The organism is Shimia sp. NS0008-38b (assembly GCF_040370365.1).
GTDB lineage: Bacteria > Pseudomonadota > Alphaproteobacteria > Rhodobacterales > Rhodobacteraceae > Shimia.
In genome coordinates this window covers 796,440-819,168 of the sequence record NZ_BAABWQ010000001.1, presented here as the reverse complement: position 1 = coordinate 819,168, position 22,729 = coordinate 796,440, and the positions used below count along the sequence as shown (strand labels likewise).

General features: G+C 57.1%; 25 protein-coding genes. 17 read left to right on the top strand and 8 right to left on the bottom strand.

The genetic code is table 11. The features are described from left to right. Positions 1–41: 41 nt before the first annotated feature. A complete protein-coding gene (locus ABWV47_RS04005) occupies positions 42–1,019 on the bottom strand; it encodes a GlxA family transcriptional regulator (RefSeq protein ID WP_353308577.1) in 978 nt (325 codons plus the stop codon). Between the two features lie 74 nt (positions 1,020–1,093). On the opposite strand from ABWV47_RS04005, the gene bcoG reads away from it, so the two are divergent. Further along, positions 1,094–2,005 carry a 3-dehydrocarnitine:acetyl-CoA trimethylamine transferase BcoG gene (gene bcoG / locus ABWV47_RS04000; protein WP_353308576.1) on the top strand — a complete coding sequence of 304 codons (912 nt, stop codon included), beginning with the start codon at positions 1,094–1,096 and terminating at the stop codon, positions 2,003–2,005. Positions 2,006–2,181: 176 nt separating this feature from the next. On the opposite strand, the gene ABWV47_RS03995 is transcribed toward bcoG, so the two are convergent. Continuing rightward, positions 2,182–2,646 carry a DUF1203 domain-containing protein gene (locus ABWV47_RS03995; RefSeq protein WP_353308574.1) on the bottom strand — a complete coding sequence of 155 codons (465 nt, stop codon included), beginning with the start codon at positions 2,644–2,646 and terminating at the stop codon, positions 2,182–2,184. Positions 2,647–2,723: 77 nt separating this feature from the next. Here ABWV47_RS03995 and ABWV47_RS03990 point away from each other — a divergent pair, with 77 nt between their 5' ends. Then, complete coding sequence (locus ABWV47_RS03990) at positions 2,724–4,199, top strand: carnitine 3-dehydrogenase (protein WP_353308572.1); 1,476 nt, start codon at positions 2,724–2,726, stop codon at positions 4,197–4,199. After that, positions 4,196–4,954 carry an SDR family oxidoreductase gene (locus tag ABWV47_RS03985; RefSeq protein ID WP_353308570.1) on the top strand — a complete coding sequence of 253 codons (759 nt, stop codon included), beginning with the start codon at positions 4,196–4,198 and terminating at the stop codon, positions 4,952–4,954. The genes ABWV47_RS03990 and ABWV47_RS03985 overlap by 4 nt, the downstream gene beginning before the upstream one ends. 71 nt (positions 4,955–5,025) lie before the next feature. Here ABWV47_RS03985 and ABWV47_RS03980 read toward each other — a convergent pair whose 3' ends face one another. Further along, the gene (locus ABWV47_RS03980; RefSeq protein ID WP_353308569.1) at positions 5,026–5,883 is read right to left on the bottom strand and encodes a helix-turn-helix domain-containing protein; all 858 of its coding nucleotides are present in this window, start codon (positions 5,881–5,883) and stop codon (positions 5,026–5,028) included. 118 nt (positions 5,884–6,001) lie between these two features. On the opposite strand from ABWV47_RS03980, the gene ABWV47_RS03975 reads away from it, so the two are divergent. The 3 genes from ABWV47_RS03975 (at position 6,002) to ABWV47_RS03965 (ending at position 8,090) form a co-directional block, all read left to right on the top strand. Further along, entirely contained in the window at positions 6,002–6,208 is a 207-nt protein-coding gene (locus tag ABWV47_RS03975; RefSeq protein ID WP_353308567.1) for a DUF2061 domain-containing protein, read from the top strand. Further along, positions 6,201–7,118, top strand: a complete 918-nt coding sequence (locus tag ABWV47_RS03970) for a fatty acid desaturase (RefSeq protein ID WP_353308566.1) — start codon at positions 6,201–6,203, stop codon at positions 7,116–7,118. The genes ABWV47_RS03975 and ABWV47_RS03970 overlap by 8 nt, the downstream gene beginning before the upstream one ends. Positions 7,119–7,187: 69 nt before the next feature. Beyond that, positions 7,188–8,090 carry an EamA family transporter gene (locus ABWV47_RS03965; RefSeq protein WP_353308564.1) on the top strand — a complete coding sequence of 301 codons (903 nt, stop codon included), beginning with the start codon at positions 7,188–7,190 and terminating at the stop codon, positions 8,088–8,090. Here the strand turns inward: ABWV47_RS03965 and ABWV47_RS03960 are convergent. Together ABWV47_RS03960 and ABWV47_RS03955 are read right to left on the bottom strand one after the other, a co-directional pair. Continuing rightward, a complete protein-coding gene (locus ABWV47_RS03960; protein WP_353308563.1) occupies positions 8,087–8,791 on the bottom strand; it encodes an NUDIX hydrolase in 705 nt (234 codons plus the stop codon). The genes ABWV47_RS03965 and ABWV47_RS03960 overlap by 4 nt on opposite strands. Before the next feature lie 55 nt (positions 8,792–8,846). After that, the gene (locus ABWV47_RS03955; RefSeq protein ID WP_353308561.1) at positions 8,847–9,224 is read right to left on the bottom strand and encodes a DUF983 domain-containing protein; all 378 of its coding nucleotides are present in this window, start codon (positions 9,222–9,224) and stop codon (positions 8,847–8,849) included. 220 nt (positions 9,225–9,444) lie between these two features. On the opposite strand from ABWV47_RS03955, the gene ABWV47_RS03950 reads away from it, so the two are divergent. The 4 genes from ABWV47_RS03950 to ABWV47_RS03935 all read left to right on the top strand — a co-directional run bounded on the left by ABWV47_RS03950 (position 9,445) and on the right by ABWV47_RS03935 (position 11,602). Next, complete coding sequence (locus ABWV47_RS03950; RefSeq protein WP_353308559.1) at positions 9,445–10,038, top strand: hypothetical protein; 594 nt, start codon at positions 9,445–9,447, stop codon at positions 10,036–10,038. A gap of 82 nt (positions 10,039–10,120) precedes the next feature. Beyond that, positions 10,121–10,705, top strand: a complete 585-nt coding sequence (locus tag ABWV47_RS03945) for an RNA polymerase sigma factor (RefSeq protein WP_353308558.1) — start codon at positions 10,121–10,123, stop codon at positions 10,703–10,705. Then, positions 10,698–11,084 (top strand): hypothetical protein, encoded by a 387-nt coding sequence (locus ABWV47_RS03940; protein WP_353308557.1) that lies wholly within the window; start codon positions 10,698–10,700, stop codon positions 11,082–11,084. The genes ABWV47_RS03945 and ABWV47_RS03940 overlap by 8 nt, the downstream gene beginning before the upstream one ends. Before the next feature lie 2 nt (positions 11,085–11,086). Next, on the top strand, positions 11,087–11,602 hold the full coding sequence (locus ABWV47_RS03935) for a periplasmic heavy metal sensor (RefSeq protein ID WP_353308555.1): 516 nt from the start codon (positions 11,087–11,089) through the stop codon (positions 11,600–11,602). A 195-nt stretch (positions 11,603–11,797) separates the two neighbouring features. Here ABWV47_RS03935 and ABWV47_RS03930 read toward each other — a convergent pair whose 3' ends face one another. Both ABWV47_RS03930 and ABWV47_RS03925 read right to left on the bottom strand, forming a co-directional pair. Then, complete coding sequence (locus ABWV47_RS03930) at positions 11,798–11,998, bottom strand: hypothetical protein (RefSeq protein WP_353308553.1); 201 nt, start codon at positions 11,996–11,998, stop codon at positions 11,798–11,800. Between the two features lie 169 nt (positions 11,999–12,167). Then, positions 12,168–13,631, bottom strand: coding sequence for a diguanylate cyclase (locus tag ABWV47_RS03925; protein ID WP_353308551.1), 1,464 nt, complete (start codon positions 13,629–13,631; stop codon positions 12,168–12,170). 45 nt (positions 13,632–13,676) lie between these two features. Between ABWV47_RS03925 and ABWV47_RS03920 the strand changes: the two genes are divergently transcribed. The 6 genes from ABWV47_RS03920 to ABWV47_RS03895 all read left to right on the top strand — a co-directional run bounded on the left by ABWV47_RS03920 (position 13,677) and on the right by ABWV47_RS03895 (position 20,062). Beyond that, positions 13,677–13,961, top strand: coding sequence for a DUF3572 domain-containing protein (locus tag ABWV47_RS03920; RefSeq protein WP_353308549.1), 285 nt, complete (start codon positions 13,677–13,679; stop codon positions 13,959–13,961). Between the two features lie 101 nt (positions 13,962–14,062). Next, positions 14,063–14,752 carry an HAD family hydrolase gene (locus ABWV47_RS03915; protein WP_353308547.1) on the top strand — a complete coding sequence of 230 codons (690 nt, stop codon included), beginning with the start codon at positions 14,063–14,065 and terminating at the stop codon, positions 14,750–14,752. 198 nt (positions 14,753–14,950) lie between these two features. Then, a complete protein-coding gene (locus tag ABWV47_RS03910) occupies positions 14,951–16,513 on the top strand; it encodes a trimethylamine methyltransferase family protein (RefSeq protein WP_353308546.1) in 1,563 nt (520 codons plus the stop codon). 135 nt (positions 16,514–16,648) lie between these two features. Then, positions 16,649–18,400, top strand: coding sequence for a DUF4153 domain-containing protein (locus ABWV47_RS03905; RefSeq protein WP_353308545.1), 1,752 nt, complete (start codon positions 16,649–16,651; stop codon positions 18,398–18,400). Between the two features lie 61 nt (positions 18,401–18,461). Further along, entirely contained in the window at positions 18,462–19,049 is a 588-nt protein-coding gene (locus ABWV47_RS03900; protein WP_353308544.1) for a heme NO-binding domain-containing protein, read from the top strand. A gap of 5 nt (positions 19,050–19,054) precedes the next feature. Beyond that, positions 19,055–20,062, top strand: a complete 1,008-nt coding sequence (locus ABWV47_RS03895; protein WP_353308543.1) for a diguanylate cyclase — start codon at positions 19,055–19,057, stop codon at positions 20,060–20,062. Between the two features lie 138 nt (positions 20,063–20,200). Here ABWV47_RS03895 and ABWV47_RS03890 read toward each other — a convergent pair whose 3' ends face one another. Continuing rightward, complete coding sequence (locus ABWV47_RS03890; protein ID WP_353308541.1) at positions 20,201–21,109, bottom strand: LysR family transcriptional regulator; 909 nt, start codon at positions 21,107–21,109, stop codon at positions 20,201–20,203. A 164-nt stretch (positions 21,110–21,273) separates the two neighbouring features. Between ABWV47_RS03890 and xdhA the strand changes: the two genes are divergently transcribed. Continuing rightward, positions 21,274–22,725 (top strand): xanthine dehydrogenase small subunit, encoded by a 1,452-nt coding sequence (gene xdhA, locus ABWV47_RS03885; protein WP_353308539.1) that lies wholly within the window; start codon positions 21,274–21,276, stop codon positions 22,723–22,725. Positions 22,726–22,729: the final 4 nt, after the last annotated feature.

Here is a 22,729-nt window from a genome sequence, read left to right as displayed (position 1 = left end):
CGCTGCGTCATTGGCGAGAATATTCTCGCGAAATAAAGAGGTTAGCCGCGCGTCTGGCGAATGGCTCTGACGGAGGTTCCATGCGCCTGTCTAAACGAGCGGGCGAAGCTGGTGGGGCTGTTGAAGCCTGTGGCTAGCGCGATTTCGCGCACGGGCATGTGCGTGTCTGTTGCCAGACGCAGGGCCTCTTCCAGACGCATTTTCAGGTAGGTTGCTTTGGGCGATGAGCGCAAATGAGTTTGGAAGTTGAGTTCCAATGTGCGCGTGGAAAGCCCTGTTTTTGCAGCAATTCTTGGAATGGGCAGTGGGGTGTCTAAGGTTTGGCTCATCAGATCGAGCGCCTTGGTGAGCTGTGGATGCAGGCGGATTGTGCGGGGTAGGGAGATCGGCCTTTGGCTGCTGGCGGGCAGCGGATCGTAGAGAAACGCACTGCTGACCCGGCGGGCCAGCTCAGCACCAAAGCGGGTTTCGATCAGGTAGAGCATCATGTCGATACAGGGGCTGGCGCCGCCGGAGGTGGCGATGCGACCTGACAGGCAAAAGCGGTCTTTGACGGTGGTAACCTGCGGAAAACGTTGGGCGAATTTCTCGATATCTTCCCAGTGCGTTGTGGCCGTTTGACCATCAAGAAGGCCTGCTTGGGCGAGAAACCACGGCCCACCATCGATGGCAGCAAGCGTCGTGCCAGCAGCGTGGAAGCGGCGAAGCGAGGCCAAGAGCTGGGGGGTGGCTTGTTCCTCTAGCCGGAAACCCGCCACGATCAGAAGAAGGTCACAGCGCAGCAGTTGATCTATCGGTAAGCCATTGATTTGGAGTCCGCTTGTCAGATTGGCAGGAGCCTGTGTGGCGGTGTAGAACTGCCATTTAAACAGAGACTTTCCGGCACGACGGTTGGCGGCGCGCATCGGGTCCACCGCGGCGGCAAAGCTGAGCGTGTTGCAGTCATCCAGCACCAGAATGGCCGCGTTGAGCGGCGCAGGGTTGGGATGAAAAACGCTGATTTCTGCGGATTTTGACATATTGCATTCGTATTTTGAAAACTGTTGCGCGGCAAGTGCGTTACGGTGGGGGAACGGATACGAAAGGACTCCCCATGCCATTGCAAATGAACCGTGAGGTTTTCATCACCTGTGCCGTGACCGGATCGGGCGGCACGCAGGATCGCAGCCCCCATGTGCCACGCTCCCCCAAACACATTGCCGACAGCGCGATCGCTGCGGCCAAGGCAGGGGCGGCGGTGGTGCATTGTCACGTGCGCGATCCGGAAACCGGTGCGCCGAGCCGCGACCTTGGTTACTACCGCGAAGTCACAGACCGCATTCGCGACAGCGAAGTGGATATGGTGTTGAACCTGACCGCGGGCATGGGCGGTGACATTGTGTTTGGCGGCGTGGAAAGCCCGCTGCCGACGGTGGATGGCACAGACATGGTGGGCGCCACAGAGCGGGTGGCGCATGTGGCGGAATGCCTGCCGGAAATCTGCACGTTGGATTGCGGCACAATGAACTTTGCCGAAGCTGACTATGTGATGACCAACACGCCGGGCATGTTGCGGGCGATGGGAAAAATGATGACAGATCTTGGGGTTAAACCCGAGATTGAGGCGTTTGATACCGGTCATCTTTGGTTTGCGAAGGAGCTTGTCAAAGAGGGTGTGTTGGCGCCGGACGCACTGGTGCAGCTGTGCATGGGCGTGCCGTGGGGCGCGCCGGATGACCTCAACACCTTTATGGCGATGGTCAACAATGTGCCGGACGATTGGACGTTCAGCGCCTTTGCCTTGGGCCGCAATCAGATGGCCTATGTCGCGGCGGCGGTGCTGGCGGGTGGCAACGTGCGGGTTGGGTTGGAAGACAACCTGTGGCTTGGCAAAGGAGAGTTGGCGCAGAACTGGCAGCTTGTGGAACGCGCGGGCACCATCATTGAAAACATGGGCGCGCGGGTGATTGGACCAGCGGAAGTGCGCGAGAAATTGGGGCTGGTGAAGCGAGCGCCCAAGGGGTGAGCGTTGCAGCAACGGCGTCGAACGGTGTGTTTGGAAAACCGCCGTGGCGGTCCTTGGAGCGCAAAACGCAACACCTCGGTATTGCGTCAGTATCACAGCTGTTTTGCGGAGGTGGTGGTTTGCGGCGCCAAAAGGGGGCGCCGCGCGTTAAGAGTCGTGCGCTTCGCTCTGTTTCGTTAAGACCGTTTGATCCGGCAGAGGAAGCAATTGTTAGACGCGCTGCGCACATCAACAAAGGCAATGCCTTCGCGTGCGAGCAGGCTTTCGGCGTAGGCGGCAATGTCCGAGGTTGGGGTCACTTGCCCCGTGCCGTAGACAATGCGCTCGTCAGCAGAATAGCCGCGCACGATGTAGCTGGGTGCGGTCAGGATCGCGGGCAGGTTCTGCGACGGCACCGCGGGCGCGCAGCTTTCACAGAGGAAAATCGGGCCGGTTTCGGTGTAGGCGTTTTGCCCCTCAAATGGGCGGTGCGCGAGGATCAGGAACCTTTGGCCTTTGGGCGTGATTTTCAGGCAGTTGCGGCAGGGGATGCCGTCGCCGTCGCTCACCGCCAACTCCACCGGGTTGGCGTAAGAATCAAGCCCACTGTCACGGATGGACGTGACCGAAGCGAAAGGCAGTGGTTGGAATTGAATGGTCATATGAGGTCTCCTTTGGGAGAGGAAAATACGGAACGCGGTTTAAGCAAGCGATCCGGATCGTGCGGAAAGGACAAGGCATGACAAAAACAGCGGCAATCATCGGTGGCGGCGTTATTGGCGGCGGCTGGGCCGCGCGGTTTTTGCTCAATGGCTGGGATGTACGGGTGTTTGACCCGGACCCAGAAGCAGAACGCAAAATTGGCGAGGTGATTGACAATGCGCGGGTGAGTTTGCCGGGGTTGAGCGATACGGCTTTGCCACCCGAAGGCACGCTCAGGTTTCATGAGACCATGTCGGAAGCTGTAGATGGCGCGGTTTGGATCCAGGAGAGCGTGCCGGAGCGGTTGGAGTTAAAGCGCAAGGTCTATCAGACACTTCAGGAGCACTGTGATCCAGAGGCGATTTTGGGCAGTTCGACCAGCGGGTTTAAGCCTAGCGAGTTGCAGGGCTGTGCGACGCGGCCGGAGCAGATTGTGGTGACCCATCCGTTTAACCCGGTCTACCTGATGCCGCTTGTGGAACTGGTGCCAACCGAGAAGAACGCGCCGGAGCTTATTGAGCGGGCAAAGGAGACGCTCAAGAGTGTGGGCATGTTCCCGTTGCATGTGCGCAAGGAGATTGATGCCCATATTGCGGATCGCTTCCTTGAGGCGGTGTGGCGTGAGGCGCTGTGGCTGGTCAAAGATGGCGTGGCCACCACGGAAGAGATTGATGAGAGCATCCGCATGGGCTTTGGCATCCGCTGGGCGCAGATGGGGTTGTTTGACACCTATCGTGTGGCGGGTGGCGAGGCGGGCATGAAGCATTTCATGGCGCAGTTTGGCCCCGCTTTGGAATGGCCTTGGACCAAGCTGATGGATGTGCCGGAGTTCACGGACGAGCTGGTAGATTTGATCGCCGGGCAATCGGATGCCCAATCGGGGCATATGAGCATTCGGGAGATGGAGCGCATTCGCGACAACAATCTTGTGTCGATGATGCGGGCCTTAAAGGCGCAGGATTTTGCCTCTGGTGCCGTTTTGAACGCGCATGACGCGCGCTTGTCTGCGGATGCTGGGATGGTGCGGCGTGCGGCGGATATTGCCGATCCGGCGGCGCCGATTTTGACGGTGCGCCGGGCGGTGCCAATTGATTGGTTGGACTACAACGGTCACATGACCGAAAGTCGGTATCTGCAAGCCTTTGCAGATGCCACCGACAGGCTTATGGAAATCATTGGCTGTGATCAGGCTTATATCGCGACGGGTGGATCATTCTTTACGGCGGAAACCCACATTCGCCACATTGACGAGACCCATCTGGGATCGGTGATTGACGTGCGCACGCGGGTGATGATGGCGGAGGGCAAAAAGATGCATCTTTGGCATGAGATGTATGCGGGGGAGAGGCTGTTGGCGACGGGGGAGCATGTGCTCATCCACGTTAGTCTTGAGACCCGTAGGCCTGCGCCGTTTAGCCCGGATATCGCGGCCAACCTCAAGATGATTTCAGAAGCGCATGCAGATTTGCCTGCGCCTGAGGGCATGGGGCGGTATGTGGGGCAACCACGGTGAGCCGGGTTCTGATCACCGCAGGTGCGTCCGGTGTTGGGCGTGCCATGGCGGAGGCGTTTGATCGTGAGGGCTGGCAGGTTTGGATTGCGGACGTGGATGGTGTCGCTTTGAACGCCGCGCCAACAGCTTGGCGTAAGACAGAGCTTGATGTGACGGATGAAGCTGCCGTTTCTGCTTTGTTTTCAGAGGTATCAGCCAGTTGGGGAGGGCTTGATGCGCTTTGCGCAAATGCCGGTATCGCCGGGCCAACAGCGGCTATAGAAGAGATAAAATTGCAGGATTGGCAGGCCTGTGTTGCGGTCAATTTGGAGGGGGCGTTCTTGGCCGCGAAATATGCAGCCCCCATGATGAAAGCGGCAGGAACAGGTGCAATTGTGGTGACCTCTTCGACCGCAGGTCAATATGGCTACCCGTATCGCGCTCCTTATGCGGCGGCGAAATGGGCGGTGATTGGGCTGACGAAAACTCTGGCGATGGAGCTAGGACCGTTTGGGGTCCGGGCGAACGTGATTTGTCCCGGTGCCGTGGAAGGCCCCCGCATGGAGGGTGTTTTGGCACGCGAAGCGGCCGCCAAAGGCATGACGCGCGATCAGGTCTATGAGGGCTATGCGTCAGGCACTGCGTTGGGGCGCTTTGTCGAAGGGCGCGATGTGGCGGATATGGCGGTGTTCTTATGCTCTGAGAAGACGCGCTTGGTGAGCGGGCAGGTGATCGCGGTGGATGGGTTTACCGTAAACCCAGATCCAACAGTGTAAGCGCGGATCAGCGCGGTTTTCCCCATCATATCGGGTGGGGAACCTTCACTATTTTTGGGAAAATTAATGACTTAGAGTTTGGCTTTCAGCGCATTCACGTGCTCTGGAATTTGACGTGCTGTGATGTCAGCTTGGCGTACCAGATCGTCGAAATGTTCGGTGAAACTTGTCACACGCTCGGTGTCGCGAAACGCCAGATAGTTGCGGCCCAGATAGAGCACAGCGAGGAGGGGGCCGAAGACTGTGAGGGGGCTTGAAAACAGCCGGTGGGCGTCAAATAGGTAGAGGCGCATGCGCGGATAAAGCTGTTCGGAGAGGGTGGCAAAGTGATCAAGCTGTCGGGCACGGATGTGGCTGGGCAGGCCTTCATAATATCCCTGTCCGCGCGCAAAGGCAGCCATTTCGTGTTGAGGCAGCGCGATTTCATAATCTGACTGAGATGAGCGCATCCAGTTCAGACGGTCGCGAGATGCGTTGATCGCCTGCTCCGTAGTGCGGCCCAAATGTGCGGAGTATTCCCAAACCAGCATTTCATCGGTTTTGAGCATGTCAGGCAGACCCGCAGGCACGTGGCGGATTTTGTAGCCAGCCGCCTCTTTGTGCCAATTGAAAATTTGCTCATCCACCAAGGCTCGTGGGGCTTTGGTGACAGTGAGCGCATTGGCCAGAATGTCTGCGGTGTTTTCGGGTCGATCCGTGAGCGACAAGAGCCAGTCAGCAGAGACCCCAAGAGCGGCAGCACATTCCCCAACGACCTGCGCATTTGGCAAGCGTGCGGCTTTGTCTTTGAGCAATTGGCTGATGGTGGAGCGGTCCACACCAATGGTGCGGGCCAGCGCCGCTTGGGTCATGGATTTGTCCTGCATTGCGGACGAGAGGCGTTTTCGAAAACGATCGGCGCGCAGGCGTTTGTCAATAATATCCGTCATCTGGTGATAAATATCACGATTGTCGAATTTTGTTAATCAAATTCGGAATTCCGCTACAGGCTGCATGCCGGTAACAACGTTGTGAAGACACTCAAAAAAGAACAGTCAGGACAGCTCTATGGAAACGCGGCAGCGCTCCATCGTGAAAGCGGTGATTTGGAATCTGATTGGCATCGTCTCGATGTCAGCGGTCGGTATTTTGGCCACAGGGTCCATGGCGCTTGGGGGCAAAATGGCGCTGATAAACGCGGCTTTGGGGGTTAGCTGCTACTTCGTTTACGAGCGTGTGTGGTCCAAAGTGCACTGGGGGCGTGTGCATGGGTAAGGCGCGCGGCGGCTTCTTTGCGTTTCAGATCGAATGGCCAACATTGCTTTTGGTCGCGGGCTGTTATGCAGCCTTTGTCATCGGCACAGTTTGGTTGGCGGAGTTGTGGTTGCCGCTGGGAATGGTGGTCACAGTGGTGGCACTGGCATTGCACAGCTCTTTGTCTCATGAAGTTCTACATGGCCATCCATTTGAAAACGAATTGATAAATGCCGCTTTGGTGTTTCCGTCATTGGGTGTTTTTGTCCCGTATTTGCGGTTCAAAGACACACATCTTGCGCATCACTTGGACAGCCAGTTGACCGATCCATACGACGATCCAGAGAGCAATTACCTTTACGCTGAAGACTGGGATGAGTTGTCAAAATGGCAGCGGATGATGCTGTTGACGAACAACACCCTGGCTGGGCGTATGGTGCTTGGGCCGTTGGTTGGGCAGATCTGTTTCATGAAGACGGATTGGAGAGATGTTTGTGCAGGCGACCGCCGGGTTTTGGCGGGGTGGCTATTACATGTCCCTGCTGTGGCGCTTGTGATCGCGTGGATGACGACCATTGGGCAGATGCCGATATGGGCCTACATTCTGTGCGCCTATGTTGCGCTGTCGATCTTAAAAATTCGGACCTTTTTGGAACATCAGGCGCATGAGCGCGCTCGTGGGCGTACGGTGATCATTGAGGATCGCGGGCCCTTAGCGTGGATTTTCCTCAACAACAATTTGCATGTTGTGCATCATATGCACCCCAAGATGCCATGGTACCGATTGCCGGGACTGTTCCAAAGCAACCGCGACCGCTATCTGGCGCGCAACGGCGGCTACTATTTTGCTTCTTACAGTGAGGTATTTCGAAAGTTTCTGTGGCGACGCAAAGACCCTGTGGCGCATCCGTTGTGGCGGAAGGGCGATTAGATTTACATCGGCCTCAGGGGTACAATGTTTGGCGTGACTTCTGGCACTTAGGCGGGCATCACGGGCGGCATGGACCTTTGGATCATTGCCTCAATTGCCGCCGCCGCGTTTCAAACAGTGCGCTTCATGTTGCAGAAACACTTGGCCAAAGTGTCGCTGTCAGCGGCAGGGGCCACGTTTGCGCGGTTTGTGTATTCTGCGCCAATAGCCGGCGCGATCTTGCTGACCTTTGTGATGAGTGGACAGCTGCAGGTGCCGGTGTTGCCAAGTGCATTTTGGGTGTACGGCATTGTGGGTGGCACAGCACAAATCACCGCGACAGTTTGTACAGTGATGCTGTTTGGCCGACGCAACTTTGCGGTTGGAATGGCATTTATCAAGACCGAGGTCTTGTTGACCGTGCTTGTTGGCCTTTTGGTCTTGGGCGAAAGCGTGTCTGGCAGTGGGCTCATTGCCATTCTTTTGGGCGTCGCGGGCGTTCTGATTTTGTCTGGGCCGATTGAAGCCAATCAGGTGGGGTGGCGGCGGTTTTTGACGCCATCTGCGGCATTGGGTTTGGCGGCGGGGGCGCTTTTTGGCGTGTCGGCGGTGTGTTATCGCGGCGCTTCATTGCAGGTGGATGTGGCCGCTCCTATGGCGCGGGCCTTGATCACTTTGGCGGCGGTGACGGCCATGCAGATGGTCGGCATGTGGGTCTGGTTGAAGCTGCGTGAGCCGGGAGAAGTGGGCCGCGTCATGAGCGCTTGGCGCAGTGCCGGGTTTATTGGACTGACCAGCATGGCAGGCACGTTTTGTTGGTTCACAGCCTTTACGTTGCAGAACGCGGCCTATGTGAAAACCGTCGGGCAGATCGAACTGGTGTTCGGCATTCTGGGAACGGTTCTGATATTTAAAGAGACCATCAGCCGCCGCGAGTATTTCGGCATGAGTCTATTGGCCGTGTCGATCTTGGGATTGATTTTACTGGCCTAGGTGTGGTCGGGGTTTGGCGCTTGACCTTTGAGGCGCAGAAACAAGCTGTCCTCGTCGTTGTTTTTGAAAAACGGCACGGAAATGGGGGGCGTGCGGTCCGAGACGCGTCCTTCGATTTCGGCCAGTACGACCTCAGTGATAAAGGGCAGGTCAAAGGCGCGGGCGTCCTTTAGCGGAATCCACTGCAGGTGAGACAGCTCTTCGCATGCGGCAGAAAAATCATCCAGATCGGTGGCAATTTCGGCGGCATCCAGCAGGAAGAAACGCGCATCAAACCGGCGCGGACGGCCCGGTGGGGTGATCGCGCGGAAGACAAATTGTAAAGTGTCGGCGCTGGGGACATGGCCTGTGGCGGCATAGGTTTCCCAATCCGGCGGTGGGGGGGAGGACCACGTGCCCGGACGGCCGAGGATCAGACCTGTTTCCTCCCAAAGCTCGCGAATGGCCGCGGCGGAGAGTGCGTGGCTGAGATCTTGGGGGGTGTCATGGCGCAGGCGTTGCGCGCAGACCTCTGAGATCGATGTCTCAAGTGGGATGTCGGCATCGCCTGCGTCGACCGCGCCGCCGGGAAAAACCACTTTGTTTGGCATAAACGCCGCGTTGGCGCCGCGTTGTCCCATCAGAATGGACGGGGTGGTGTCGCGATCGCGCAGCACAATCACTGTGGCGGCGTTGCGAATGGCAGTTTTGTCTATGGTCATTGTCTCAGGCTCCCCTCACGTGGAGGGGTCTTGATCCGAACTTCAGGTGGCTGACCTAAAATCCGTGCATCCGGCGCGCCCATTGAAATGCGACAACGCCCCCCTTCAGTCTGGGAAGAAGGTAGAGGGATAAGCCCACGCAGCCAACCGCAAAAACGGTGAAAAGGATCAAAGGTTCCGGGCGCCATTGAACAAAGGCAACATGCAAGAGCGGCGCCATCAAGTGGCCCACAATCAGAATGGTGAGGTAGGCGGGGCCGTCATCCGCGCGATGATGGTGGAACTCCTGCTTGCAAACAGGGCAATGGTCACGGACCTTCAGATACCCATTGAGCAAAGGGCCTTCGCCGCAGCAGGGGCACTTGCGTTGAAAGCCACGCCACAGCGATTGTTTCATCGGTCTGTCTTCTAGGGTCATCACGGACTCAGTCATCACACTTCCTCGCTGTTCGCTGCACCAAGATGTGGATGTTCGCGCCAACATAAAAGAGGACAATTGGCCTTGCGGCGCCATGTCGCAAAGCAGGCTGTTTTTTGGGCAGAGTTAAAAAAACGAAAAATCTGCGACGGAACGCCGGAGGTGGCGCGTTTTATCCTCACGAAACAGGCGATGAGCCAACGCCAATTTGGCCTCTTTACAGGAGAATGTTGAGATGAAGAGCAAAATGATGATCGGTGCCGTTGTTGTAGCAGCTCTGGGCGTGACCGCTGTAGCGGCTTCCGCCAAAGAGGGCGGCAAAAAACGCCACCACCGCGGTGACATGATGAACTTTGAGCAATTGGACACCAACGGTGACGGTTTTATCACCACAGAAGAGCTGGCCGCACGGGCGCAGGCGCGCTTTGACGGGGTCGATGCCAATGATGATGACGCGATCACCTTGGATGAGTTGAAAGCGCATGCCGAAGCCTCTGGCAGCGACCGGATGGCAAAGGGCGCGGAACGTATGTTCTCGCGGATGGATGCCAACGAGGACGGCCAGCTGTCGCTGGAAGAGATGTCCCCACGTGGTGATCGGACTGCCAAGATGATGGAGAAGTTTGACACAGATGGAGACGGCAAAGTGTCCAGCGCAGAGTTTGAGGCCGTAAAGGCAGACCGTATGGGCAAGAAAGCTGAGCGCAAAGCTGAGATGTTTAAGAAGTTGGACACAAACGGCGATGGCAACATTAGTCAAGAAGAGTGGGATGCCGCTAAAGAGGCGCGCAGCATGAAGAAACGCGGTGAGGACACTCAGAGCAACTGATCGCAGAGACACAGGCTGATCTTGGGCGGCTCTGGTCGCCCGAGATTGAAACTTTGACCGTGAGACGCTAGCCATCGAGACTATGACGATGCCATACGACCAACAGGAAGACACGCCAGACGACGCTTTGTTGGTTTTGTTTGCCAATGGGGATGGGGCTGCGGCTCGAACCTTGACGGTGCGGCTGACGCCGCGTGTGTTTGCACAGGCGTTTCGCATGTTGGGGGATCGCGCGGAAGCGGAAGACGTGGCGCAGGAGGCCATGATCCGGTTGTTCAAACAAGCACCGGAGTGGCGGCAAGGTGAGGCTAAGGTCACCACTTGGTTGTATCGTGTGACGGCCAATTTGTGCACAGATCGGTTGCGTAAGGCAAAGGGTGTTGCACTTGATGCCATTCCTGAACCTGAGGATGACGCGAAATCGGCGGCACAGACACTTCAGGACCGCGCGCGCGCGGATGCGTTGCAGGCGGCATTGGCAACGTTGCCGGATCGTCAGCGCGAGGCGGTGGTGTTGCGCCACATAGACGGTTTGAGCAATCCTGAGATTGCGGACGTAATGGATATCAGCGTTGAGGCCGTGGAAAGCCTCACAGCGCGGGGAAAACGGGCGTTGACAACGGCATTGGCCGATCAGCGCGAGGCATTGGGGTATACAGATGGCTGATAAGTTTGACGATGACATGCTGGATGATCTGTTTGCAGCAGCCAAATCGGATGCACGACAGGCCCCCTCTCCAGACTTGTTAGCGCGGGTTTTGGCGGATGCCGAAGCTGTGCAGGCAGAGCTGGCGGCGACGCCTGCGGCGGCTTCTGTGGCCGTCCAAAAAACCGGATTGTGGCAGGCGTTTTTGGCGGCCGTGGGGGGCTGGGGCGCGCTTGGCGGCGTGGCTATGGCAGGCGTTGCCGGTGTTTGGATCGGCGTCTCGTCTGGCACAGCTTTGATGACCAACACGCTTGGTCTTGATCTTTATGGCGAGACCGCCCAAACCTATTTGTCCGATCTGGACGTAAGCTACGCTCTTGAGCTGGGCGCGGAGGAATAAGCATGACCCAAGAGACCATGCCTAAAGGAAAGAAGCGGGGTTTGTTGCGCGGTCTGTTGATCGGTTCGCTGGCGCTGAACCTGCTGATCGTCGGCTTGGTTGGCGGCGCGATCTTTAACTTTAAACACGCCGGTGGACCTAGCACGACGCCGGATCGTTTTAGTGCCCCCTTTATTCGCGCGCTTAGCTTTGAGGACAAACGAGAGGTTGGGCGTGCCATTCGCAAGTCTTACCGCAATGCGGACATAGATCGCGCAGCAGATCGGCTATTGTATGCGACAGCGCTTGAACAGCTGCGGCAGAGCCCGTTTGATGTGGATGCTTTGGCGGCCACTGTGGCAGCACTTGACGGTGCGAGTAGGCTGCGCCGCGACTTGGCGCGTGACAGCTTTATGGCGCAAGTCAATGCGATGAGTGATACCGAACGTGCCGCCTATGCGGACCGTTTTGAAGAGGCGCTAAAACGTGGGCACAAAGACGGGCGCGACAAAGGGGCGCCCGGCAAAAAACAGCCTTAATGTGTGATTTCTAATGTCAGGTGTGTGCGTGTTGAGCTTCTTGTCCATGCATTGAGTGCGCTGAACGGGGATTTGCGTTGGCGGCCTTTTGAGGATCGCAACGGAACGCAGTGTCATGCCATTTCAGACCTTACATTTGGCCTTTGGCTCGATGGTTTTTGTCGTTGTGTCTGTCTTTGCGCAAGGTCGATATGGTCAATGCATGGCGTCCCGTTCTGTGGCCGCGTCGTGCACGCGGATGCCCTCACGTGCAAGCAGGGGACGGCGCACATCGCCAAGACACAGGACAAGCTGCGCATGCAGAAGGTGCTGTGGTTTCTCTACGACAGCCAGAGCGCTTGATTGAAACAGCAAGGCCACACGGGGCTGGGCGGACAGGGCATCTATCTGATCCACACTGCGCAGCTGTGTCGCAATGGCAAAGACCACGCGGAACTGGATGACAGCTCAAGTCGGGTTTTACTGCGCGCTGAAAGCCTGCTGTAGATCATGACGCGTTGGTTGTCCTGAGATATGGCAGAACATCCAAGCGCCTCCAGTTGGGGCGCGCGTCATAGGTTTGGTCCTAGGCCGCTGTTACGGAGAGTGTGACCGTGTTGCGACCTTCCGCTTTGGCCCCATAGAGCGCTTTGTCGGCGCGGTCGAGCAGGGCTGAGGCCAGACCATCCTGTGACGTGGCGCAATGGCTGTTCGCTGCGATGCCTTTTGCCTCCAACATGTCGCTGCCCATGGCGACACCAATGCTGATGGTCACCGGAATCTGAATGTCGCGGCCCCGGATGTACACGGGCTCTGATCCCACAGCATCACACAGACGTTGGGCCACTTGTGCCGCACTGTGGGCATCGCTGGTTTGCACGACCACCAAGAACTCTTCGCCGCCCATACGCGCGATCAGATCTGCCTGTGACAGACAGCGGCGCATGCGGCGCGCAATTTCGGAAAGCACGATGTCCCCGGCCGCGTGGCCATATTGGTCGTTCACACCTTTGAAGTGATCCAGATCCGCCAGCATCACGGCGAAATCGCCACGCTGACTGTTTGCTCTTTGTGCCATTTTGGACAGGTGGGGTATGGCGTAGCGGCGGTTGAACAGTCCGGTCAATGGGTCGGTGACAGCGGCGGTCAAGCCATCTTCCACCCGCTTGCGCAGACGGTCGGTCATCCGCTTGCGTGCAATCATGCTGTCCAAGCGCAAGGCGGCCTCTTCGGCGTCAAAACCTTCGACAATCACGTCGTTTGCACCCAGGTCCAGTGCATTGATGCGCGCGGTGTCGTTGGCTTCGTCAAGCACCACCAAAACGGCCGCCTGGCGGGTCGCTGCGCGGGCGCGAACCTCCGCAAGCAGGCGCAGCGCCTCTTCTGGACGGGCAACTTGCAGTGAGATGACGATGGCGTCAGGCGCGGTGAATTGAGACATGTCGCGCATGATCTCTGCCACCTTTTGATGGCGCAGGCCATAAGGCACCATTTGTTTCAGATGTGTCGTCCATTGGTCGCCCTCTGGCGCATTCAGTGCGGCGATCAACACCTGAGCCGGAGAGTCAAATCCTTTGACGGCTTCGGCCAGGCCGGGAATGCGGCCAGCGCGTTCGCGCAACCGCAGCTCTTCATAGGAATTGCGGACACGCATGATCGAGCGAATGCGCGCCAAGAGCGCATCGGTGCTGACCGACATCTCAAAGGCGTCATCCGCACCGGCGCGCAGCGCTTCGATCCGATCCGCCCGGGTACCATCCGTGTGAACCAGAAGGATGGGCAGATGGGAGAAAGCTGGATTCTCTTTGATCAGGCCACAGAGCTCGATCGCTGGCATATCCACAAGATCTCCGCCCAGGACCAAGAGATCCGGTGTCTCTGCGTGAAGCAGATCCAAAGCCTCTCCGGCGCTGGCGGCTTGCTCAACATGAGCAAAAGCGCTGGCCAATTTGACTTTCAACAAGATACGGTTCGCCGAGATACTGTCGACGATCAAGACATGAGCTGCCATAAGAAAACCTGAAAACTGAGGAAAAAGGGACAGGTTCATCATGACGGATCAATGGTTAACAAACTCTTTCGAAAGTGGATTCAAATGACAGTTTCTCAAGACCTCGCGGAGACCGTTGCTTTAAAGGCTTTGGGCTGGCTGGTGACCCAAGATGAAGTGGTTTCGGTGTTCTTGGGCGCTACGGGCGCATCCGTGGATGATTTGCGTGATCGGGCTTCAGACACTGATTTTCTGGGGTCGGTGCTGGAGTTTTTGACGATGGATGATTCTTGGGTGATGGCCTTTTGTGATGCCAACGCGTTGGCCTATGAGATGCCTTTGCAGGCGGCCCACCAGCTGTTGGGAGAAGCGCGGGCCCATTGGACCTAAGGCGCATAAGGTAGGGGGTGCGGTTTTGCTTGCGCCGCATGCGGTGGCAAGGCACGGTTGGCGCCAATAGCTAAAAACAGACGACAATGAAGAGGGTGGCAATGCGGGTAGACGGACTTCTGTTTGACAAGGATGGGACGCTTTTTGACTTTGGTGCCACTTGGAACGGTTGGGCCGCGCGTATGATCACAGAGTTTGCTGCGGGGGATGATGAGGTTGCCACACGGATCGCAAACGCGTTGCAGTTCGATTTGCAGGCCGTGGCATTTTCGCCCGACAGCTTTGTGATTGCGGGCACCAATAGAGAGGCCGCTGAGGCGGTGGCGGGTGCACTGCCCAACAGCGACGTTGATGACATCGAAAACCAGTTGATGCTGGCCGCTGCGGAGGCCGAACTTGCACCCGCCGTGCCCTTGGCGCCTTTGATGGATGGGTTCTTGCGCGAGGGGTTGCAGCTGGGCGTGATGACCAATGATACAGAATATGGTGCACGTGCGCACCTCAGGGATGCTGGTGTCGAAGATCGGTTTGCCTTCATTGCCGGGTTTGACAGCGGGTTTGGGGCCAAACCCGACCCTGCACCGCTTTTGGCCTTTGCCGACAAGACCGATCTGAGCCCCGCACGCGTGGCGATGGTGGGTGACAGCACACATGATTTGATCGCGGGGCGACGGGCGGGCATGCAGACTGTGGCGGTGCTGACGGGAATGGCCAACCAAGCGGAACTCGCCCCTTATGCTGATGTGGTGCTGCCAAACATTGGGTTTCTTCCAGAGTGGCTGGTGAACTGACGCATACCTAAGCGAAACCTGATCTGTTTGAGCGCCACTGGCCCGGTCCTTTTGGATCGGGTTTTTGCATTCTTCTGTACTGACATCGCGAGCTCACAGTGATGGCTGCGCGTAAATGCGACACAGTTTGTCGCAAATGCACAGGCATCTGCGCCCTGTCGGCGGCTTTTCTGAGTTTAGAAATAAACGGAGCGCGACATGGCTGACGAAACACCTACCTCTCGCAAAGGAAAACGTGGCGGCGGACGGGCAGGGCGTCGCGGTCGGGTGAGTGGTTTTGGGCAGCCAGATTGGCGTATTCCGATAAATACAGATCGCCCGACCGAGCCGTTGAGCGAAGAGGGTGTGGCCCGCATTCACGATGGCGCCATGCGTATTCTCGAAGAGATCGGTATTGAGTTTTTCAACGCCGAATCCCGTGACATTCTGAAAGAGGCTGGCTGTAAAGTTGAGGGCGAGCGCGTCTTTATGGGGCGTGCATTTGTCATGGAGATGGTGGGCAAGGCCCCGTCGAGCTGGACATTGACGCCGCGCAACCCGGACCGCCAGTTGACGATGGGTGACAACCACGTGTTGTTTGGCAGCGTGGCCAGTCCGCCGAACTATTGGGACTTGGAGCTGGGCCGCAAGGTTCCGGGCACACGTGCGCAATGCGCGGATTTGTTGCGGCTGACCCAGTTCTTCAACTGCATGCACTTCACCAGCGGATATCCAGTTGAGCCGCAGGACATCCATGCGTCGATCCGGCATTTGGACGTGATGTTTGACACGCTGACGCTGACGGACAAAGTGGTGCATTCGTATTCGCTGGGAAAAGAGCGGGTCGAAGACGTTATGGAGATGGTGCGTATCGCAGGCGGCATGACCCATGAGGCGTTTGAAGCGCGCCCTCATATGTTCACCAATATCAACTCCACATCCCCGTTGAAACATGACGAACCGATGATGGACGGTTGGATGCGGATGGCGCGGCGCAACCAAGGTTTGGTGGTCACGCCGTTTACTTTGGCCGGTGCGATGGCTCCCGTGACCATGGCGGGCGCTGTGGCGCAGTCTGTGGCAGAAGCGTTGTGCGCTGTGGCTTTGGCGCAGTACATTCAACCTGGTGTGCCTTGTGCGATTGGCACGTTTACCTCCAACGTTGACATGAAATCTGGAGCACCTGCCTTTGGCACGCCGGAATACATGCGCGCCACGCAGATGACCGGCCAAATGGCGCGGTTTTACGGGTTGCCGATGCGCGCAAGCGGCGTGTGTGCGGCCAATGTGCCAGACGGGCAGGCAATGTGGGAAACGTCCAACAGCCTTTGGAGCGCGATCCAGTCTGGCACCAATATGGTCTACCATGCCGCAGGATGGCTCGAGGGCGGGCTGATTGCGAGTCCTGAGAAGTTCATCATGGACTGCGAAGTCGTCCAGATGATCCAGCGTTACCTTGAACCCGCGATCTGGAGCACAGAAGAAGAGGATGTGGCACTTGATGCGATCCGGGAAGTTGGATCGGAAGGGCACTTCTTTGGTATCGATCATACGCAGGATCGGTACACCACCGCTTTTTATCAACCGATTGTGTCGGATTGGCGTAACTTTGAAGCTTTTCAGGACGCGGGCGAGGTCTGGACTGCAGAGCGCGCGCACCACACATATAAAGAAATCCTGTCGCAATACGAAGAGCCGCCGATGGACGTCGCGATCCGTGATGAGCTTGCCGCCTTTGTGGCGAAACGCAAAGAAGAAGGCGGGGCGCCAACCGATTTCTAAGCTGGCTTCGCAGGTCGAAACGTTTCGAAAAATTGATCAATTGGAAAAGTTCGTTTGTCAACGAATGCCGATAAATCATTGAAATTTATCAAGTTGTCTTTATAGAGTGTGCGCGGTGTTTGTAGGAGGGGAGCCATGCACACACAAGACGGGCGCAGGGCGGCCGGGCGGATCGAAATGGCACTTGTCGGTGCTGTTGCTGGTGGCATGGTTTGGGCGCTGATTGAAAAAGCACCTGACATTGTCACTCATCCGCTTGCCTATCTGTTTGTGACCAGTTTCGTTGCTGGTTTCTTTGCCGTGCTTTTGGGATTGAGTGGACCCCATCGGGTGATGCGCGCGGCTTTGCCGGCGTTTGGCCTGTCGTTTGTCGGGGCCTGTCTGATCACGTTGTCGGGTTTGCGTTTTGACACGCTCGCGGCGTTTGAGGACGCAGGTCATCCGATCATTGCCTGGGTGATTTTTCTGAGCGTTGGCACGCCTTTCGCGGCGTCGCTTCTGCGCGATAGGCACAGCTTGCGCGACTACGTGCATCTGTTTGATGTCAGTTGGAGCATCTTGGTACGTTATTCAGCGGCTTGGCTGTTTGTCGGCGTGTTCTGGGCGGTGTTGTGGCTTAGTGATGCTTTGCTGGAGATCGTCGGTCTGACGGTGATCGGTGATGTGATGCGGGTGGATAGCGTGGCCTATGTGGTGACGGGCATCTCATTGGGTTTCGGCTTGTCGGTGGTGCATGAAATGCGCGACTATCTGTCACCGTTTCTGGTGCTCCGTCTGTTGCGGTTGTTGGTGCCTGTGGTCTTGTTGGTTGTGGTGGTCTTTGTGGCTGCAGCAGTGCTTCAGGAGCCCGGAGCGCTGTTTGGAGACTTGAGCCGTGCCGCCACAATTCTGGCAGTGTCTTTGGCCATGATCAGCCTTGTGAGCATTGCGCTGGACCGTGGCGATGCAGATGCCGTTCAAGTCGGTTGGATGCGGTTGGCGACGGCTGCTTTGGCGGCTTTGTTGCCGGTCATGTCCGGGTTGGCCATATATGCTTTGTGGCTTCGGGTGCACCAATACGGATGGACGCCAGCACGTTTGGCCGCAGCCTGTGCGGCGGCCGTTGTGGCGGTTTATGCGCTTTGCTATCTGGTGTCCGTGATTTTGGGACGGGGCTGGATGGGACGCATTCGGCAGGCCAATATTGGAATCGCTGCTTTGGTGCTGGTTTTGGCTGCTGCGTGGCAATTGCCTATCTTAAATGCTGAGCGGATTTCCACAGACTCTCAGGTTGCGCGGATTGACGCCGGTGAGGTGACACCGGACGCGGCGGCCCTGTGGGAGATGCAGCATGACTGGGGGAGAGCCGGACATGCGGGCCTTAAAACGCTTGAGCAGGGTGTTGCCGGCGAACGGGTCGAGTTTGCAGAGGCCATTGCGGCAGTTCGGGTGGCGAACACCCCGTGGGAGCTGACGCAAAAGTTCAATCAAGATCAGGGATTAGAGCGCGCAACCCGTTTGTTGGAGGGTCTGACGGTCATCGCTGATGGCGCGGATATCCACCCAAAAATGATGCGAAAATGGTCCAAGTACAGTTTGGAAAATTGGGCTGACATTTGTCTGGAGACCGAAGAGCCGGGGTGTGTGATGGTGCTCGGCGATTTCAATCCAGTGCGTGCCGGGCGGGAAGGATTTCTGTTTATCGGTGCAAAAAACGGAAATTTTGACATCCATAACGTGTTTGAGATTGGCGAGTTTCTTGCTATGGACGCTTACCGCAAGCCATCCGGAAGCCAGCAGGTGACCCGCGATCAAGTTGCGGATATAGTAGAGGGGCGCTTTGAGATTGCGCCCGGCAGCCACAGATCCTTGTGGATTGGAGAGTTCGAATTGGTTCCGAACTTCTGAGTTGTTGGGGAAATCTTAAGGTGAGTCTGGTCTGATAGGCCATGACGCAAGAGGTGTAGTGATGCATGGGTTGATCAACAGAGCGATACAGTGCTTTGTCCGCGACAGCTATGGGCAGCCGCGTTGGATTGACGTGACTCGTTTTGCAGGTGTCGAGACCACTGATTTTGAAGCGATGTTACACTACGATGACAGCGTCACCGAGGCGTTGATCGCCGCATGTGTTGAGGTTATCGGTGCGCCACGTGAGACCGTGCTTGAAGATATTGGCACGTATCTTGTCACCCATCCGAATGTCGAAGCCTTGCGGCGCCTATTGCGGTTTGGGGGGTTGGATTTTGTCGAATTCTTGCACTCTCTGGACGATCTGCCAGAACGCGCCCGGCTTGCGGTGGATGATTTGATTTTGCCCTCGCTTGAGCTGCGCGAACACTCAGCGCAGAACTTCAGCCTGACCTGCCGTCACGATCAAGAAGGCTTCGGGCATGTGATGATTGGCATTTTACGCACCATGGCGGATGACTATGGTGCTTTGGTCTTTCTTGAACATCGTGGCGCAGAGAGCGAGGCTGAGGTGATCGATATCACCTTGGTGGAAAATGCATTTGCCAGTGGGCGGGAATTTGAGTTGGGGGCGCGAGCAGGGTGAGCGGGATGGACCAGAGCTGCGAACGACCAGAGGTCTTGGACGTTTTGTGTCCAATGCATGTGCTTTTGGATGAGTTTGGGAAGATCACGCATGCGGGGCCAACCATGGCTAAGCTGTACCCGGGTCAGGATTTGACGGGGTTGCGTTTTCTTGAGGTGTTCGAATTGAACCGCCCGCATGCGGTGACGACTATGGACGATCTGCTCGCGGTCGCCGGGAAAAAGCTGCATCTGAAAAAACGCAGTGACCCTCCCACGGGATTAAAAGGCGTGTTGATGCCTTTTGGAAAATCCGGAGCGGTTGTGAACCTGAGTTTTGGCATCTCTATTCTGGATGCTGTGCAGGAATATGAACTGAATGCAGGGGATTTTGCGGCCACCGACCTGACGATTGAAATGCTCTATCTGGTGGAGGCCAAATCCGCTGCGATGGAGGCCAGCCGGAAGCTGAACCAAAGGTTGCAAGGTGCAAAAATTGCCGCAGAAGAGCAGGCCTATACGGATACGTTGACGGGGTTGAAAAACCGTCGTGCGTTGGATTTCATTCTGCCGAGAATGGTAGAGGAGCGTAAGCCATTTGGATTGCTGCATGTCGATTTGGATTTTTTCAAAGAAGTGAACGACACCAAGGGCCATGCGGCTGGAGATTTGGTTTTGCAGCATGTGGCCAAGGTTCTGGTCGACAGCAGCCGGAACGATGATGTTGTGGCACGTGTTGGCGGTGATGAGTTTGTTCTGGTGATCAATGGCACCATCGATCAAGAGGTGCTCGGGCGGATTTCTCAGCGGATCATCAAAGAGGTTGAGCGCCCGGTGACCTATAAGGACAGCGCCTGCAATGTCTCAGCTAGCGTGGGGATCGCGATTTACAATGGCGAGCCTGACGCTTCTGTGGACCAACTGATGGATGATGCAGATACGGCGCTCTATGCATCCAAACATGATGGCCGCGCGACGTTTACATTGTTTACCCCCGAGCTGCGCAACAGCGGACCTCTTGCCCTACATTCCTAATCGTGACGGTGTGACGGTTGGCGACCCGCGGCGGCGCCAGCATTGGGGCACGTAGGGGTATATATAGTGAAGCGACGGCGCACGCCGGTGCCATGGGCGGCGGTGTGAACAGGCACCTGCTATGCCTTGAGATGAGGGTCAGAGACGGGCAATCGCCTGTCGGCTTTCAGTGGTGATGTGGTCCACAAACAGGCGTATTTTGGGATCTTGAAGCTTTCTGTGTGGATACAGACACCCAAAGGCAGCAGGCAGTGGCGGTGTCTTTGGCAAAATTTCCACAAGCGCCCCGGATTTGAGATCACTGGCCACATCAAACCGCGGTTTGTTTGCGATGCCTTGGCCGTCGCGGGCCCATTGGGTCAGCACATCGCCGTCGTCCGCATCAAAACGTCCTTTGGCTTCGATCTTAAGCGGCCCGTCCGGTGTTTGCAGGGTCCAGAAGTACTCAGGTGACCTTGGGAAGCGCAACAGCAGACAATTGTGCGTCGTCGTCAACAACTCTGCCGGGGTTTGCGGCGTTCCATGTCGCGCAAGGTAGTCCGGAGCGGCGACAAGTACACGATCGCAATCGGCAATCTTTCGAAGCTTAAGATTGCTGTCTTTGAGCTCTCCCAACACAAACGCCACATCAAGACCATCCTCAAACATATCCACCGGGCGGTCTGACAGGCGCAACCGAATATCGACATGCGGATATTGGTTGGTGAACTTAGGGATCAGGGGTGCGATGATGCGCCGCCCAACCCCCAATGGCGCGGTCACGCGGATGGTGCCACGGGGGCTGTCTGAAAACCCAGCCACCACGGCCTCAGCTTCGTCCAGCGTCTCAATCACCTTTCGAGCATGGTCGTAAAAGACTTTGCCAACTTCAGTGGGCGACAGATGGCGCGTCGTGCGGTTGAACAGGCGGACACCGAGCCGGGTTTCAAGCTCTTTCACGCGGTTTGATGCAACCGCAGGGGTGAGGCGCAGGTCACGTCCACCTGAAGTGATGGAGCCAAGTTCCACCACACGAACAAAGACGCGAAGGCTTTCAAGATAGGGCATGAGCCGAGTCCAGTGATTGTTTTGCCCAAATTACTGGCGAATTGCGCCGCTATTTTCAATAATTCATTGAAATAGATTTGCCAAAACCCCCATTTCGGTGCTGTCTTAGGCGTTGATATACTGATGTATGGCCAGTTAGTGCCGACTCCCAGCAAGAGGTCAGGATGCAGCACCGCAGCGAAATACGGTTTTTACTCAATGGGCGTGATGTGGCGCTTACGGATGTTGGCGCAGATGATACGCTGCTTGATTTTTTGCGCATAGATCAGCGGCTTACCGGCAGCAAAGAGGGCTGTGCCGAAGGGGATTGCGGGGCCTGTACGGTGTTGGTGGGGCGGCTGACAGATCAAGGCCTGCGCTATGAAACTGTGAATGCCTGCATTCGGTTTCTGGCGTCGCTTGACGGCTGTCATGTGGTGACCATCGAGTATCTTGGTGGCCCAGAGGGGCGGCTGTCGCCGGTTCAGCAAGCGATGGTGGATCACCACGGGAGCCAATGTGGGTTTTGCACCCCCGGGATCGTGATGTCTTTGTATGCGCTGTGGATGGCACATGAATGGCCCACGGTGGCACAGGTGGAGACCGCGTTGCAGGGCAACCTGTGTCGGTGCACAGGCTATGCGCCGATCATTCGAGCCGCACAGGCGGTGACCGAGTATGGCACGCCATCTGCAGAGCATTTGGCCATGGAGCGCGATGCCATTGCGGCGCGTTTGCAGGCGCTGAGAGATGACCTGCGGGTTGTGGTAAACCACGGTGATAGCGTGGCGATATTGCCTGCGGATGTGGATGACTTGGCGGCTGTGTTGGCGGCCCAGCCAGAAGCCACAATTGTGGCAGGGTCCACGGATGTCGGGCTTTGGGTGACGAAATTCCTCAAACGACTGTCACCTGCGGTGTTCATTGGCCATCTGGACGGTCTGAAATCCATTGATGTGTCTGAGGATGCTGTGACGATGGGGGCGGGTGTGACCTATAGCGAGGCGCAGGATGTGATTGCCCAGCACTATCCACATCTGGTGGCATATTGGGATCGCATTGCCGGCTGGCAGGTGCGCAATATGGGGACTGTTGGCGGAAATATCGCCAACGGATCGCCCATTGGAGACACACCACCGGTGTTGATTGCGTTGGGCGCGTCGATCACGTTGCGCAAGGGGGATGAGCGGCGCGAGGTCTCGTTGGAAGATTTCTTCATCGCCTATGGCAATCAGGACCGCGGGGCGGGAGAGTTTGTCGAGAGCATTCGCATACCGCGAGTGACCGGTGGGTTCCATGCGGCCTATAAGATTTCCAAGCGACGGGAGGAGGACATTTCTTCGGTGGCGGTGGGTATGAACGTGCGGGTTGAGAATGGGCGGGTCACAGCCGCGCGTTTGGCGTTTGGTGGTTTGGCGGGGGTGCCCGCGCGCGCGGCAGCGGCGGAGGCCGCATTGCTCGGCCAGCCGTGGAGCGAGGCAAGCCTGATGGCGGCGGCGCAAAAATTGCCGGAGGACTTCCAGCCATTGACGGATATGCGGGCTTCGGCTGACTACAGAATGACCGTGGCGCAAAACCTGTTCCGCCGGTTCTGGCTGGAACACGCCGGTGAAGACGTGCGTTTGGCGCGGGCGTGAGGAG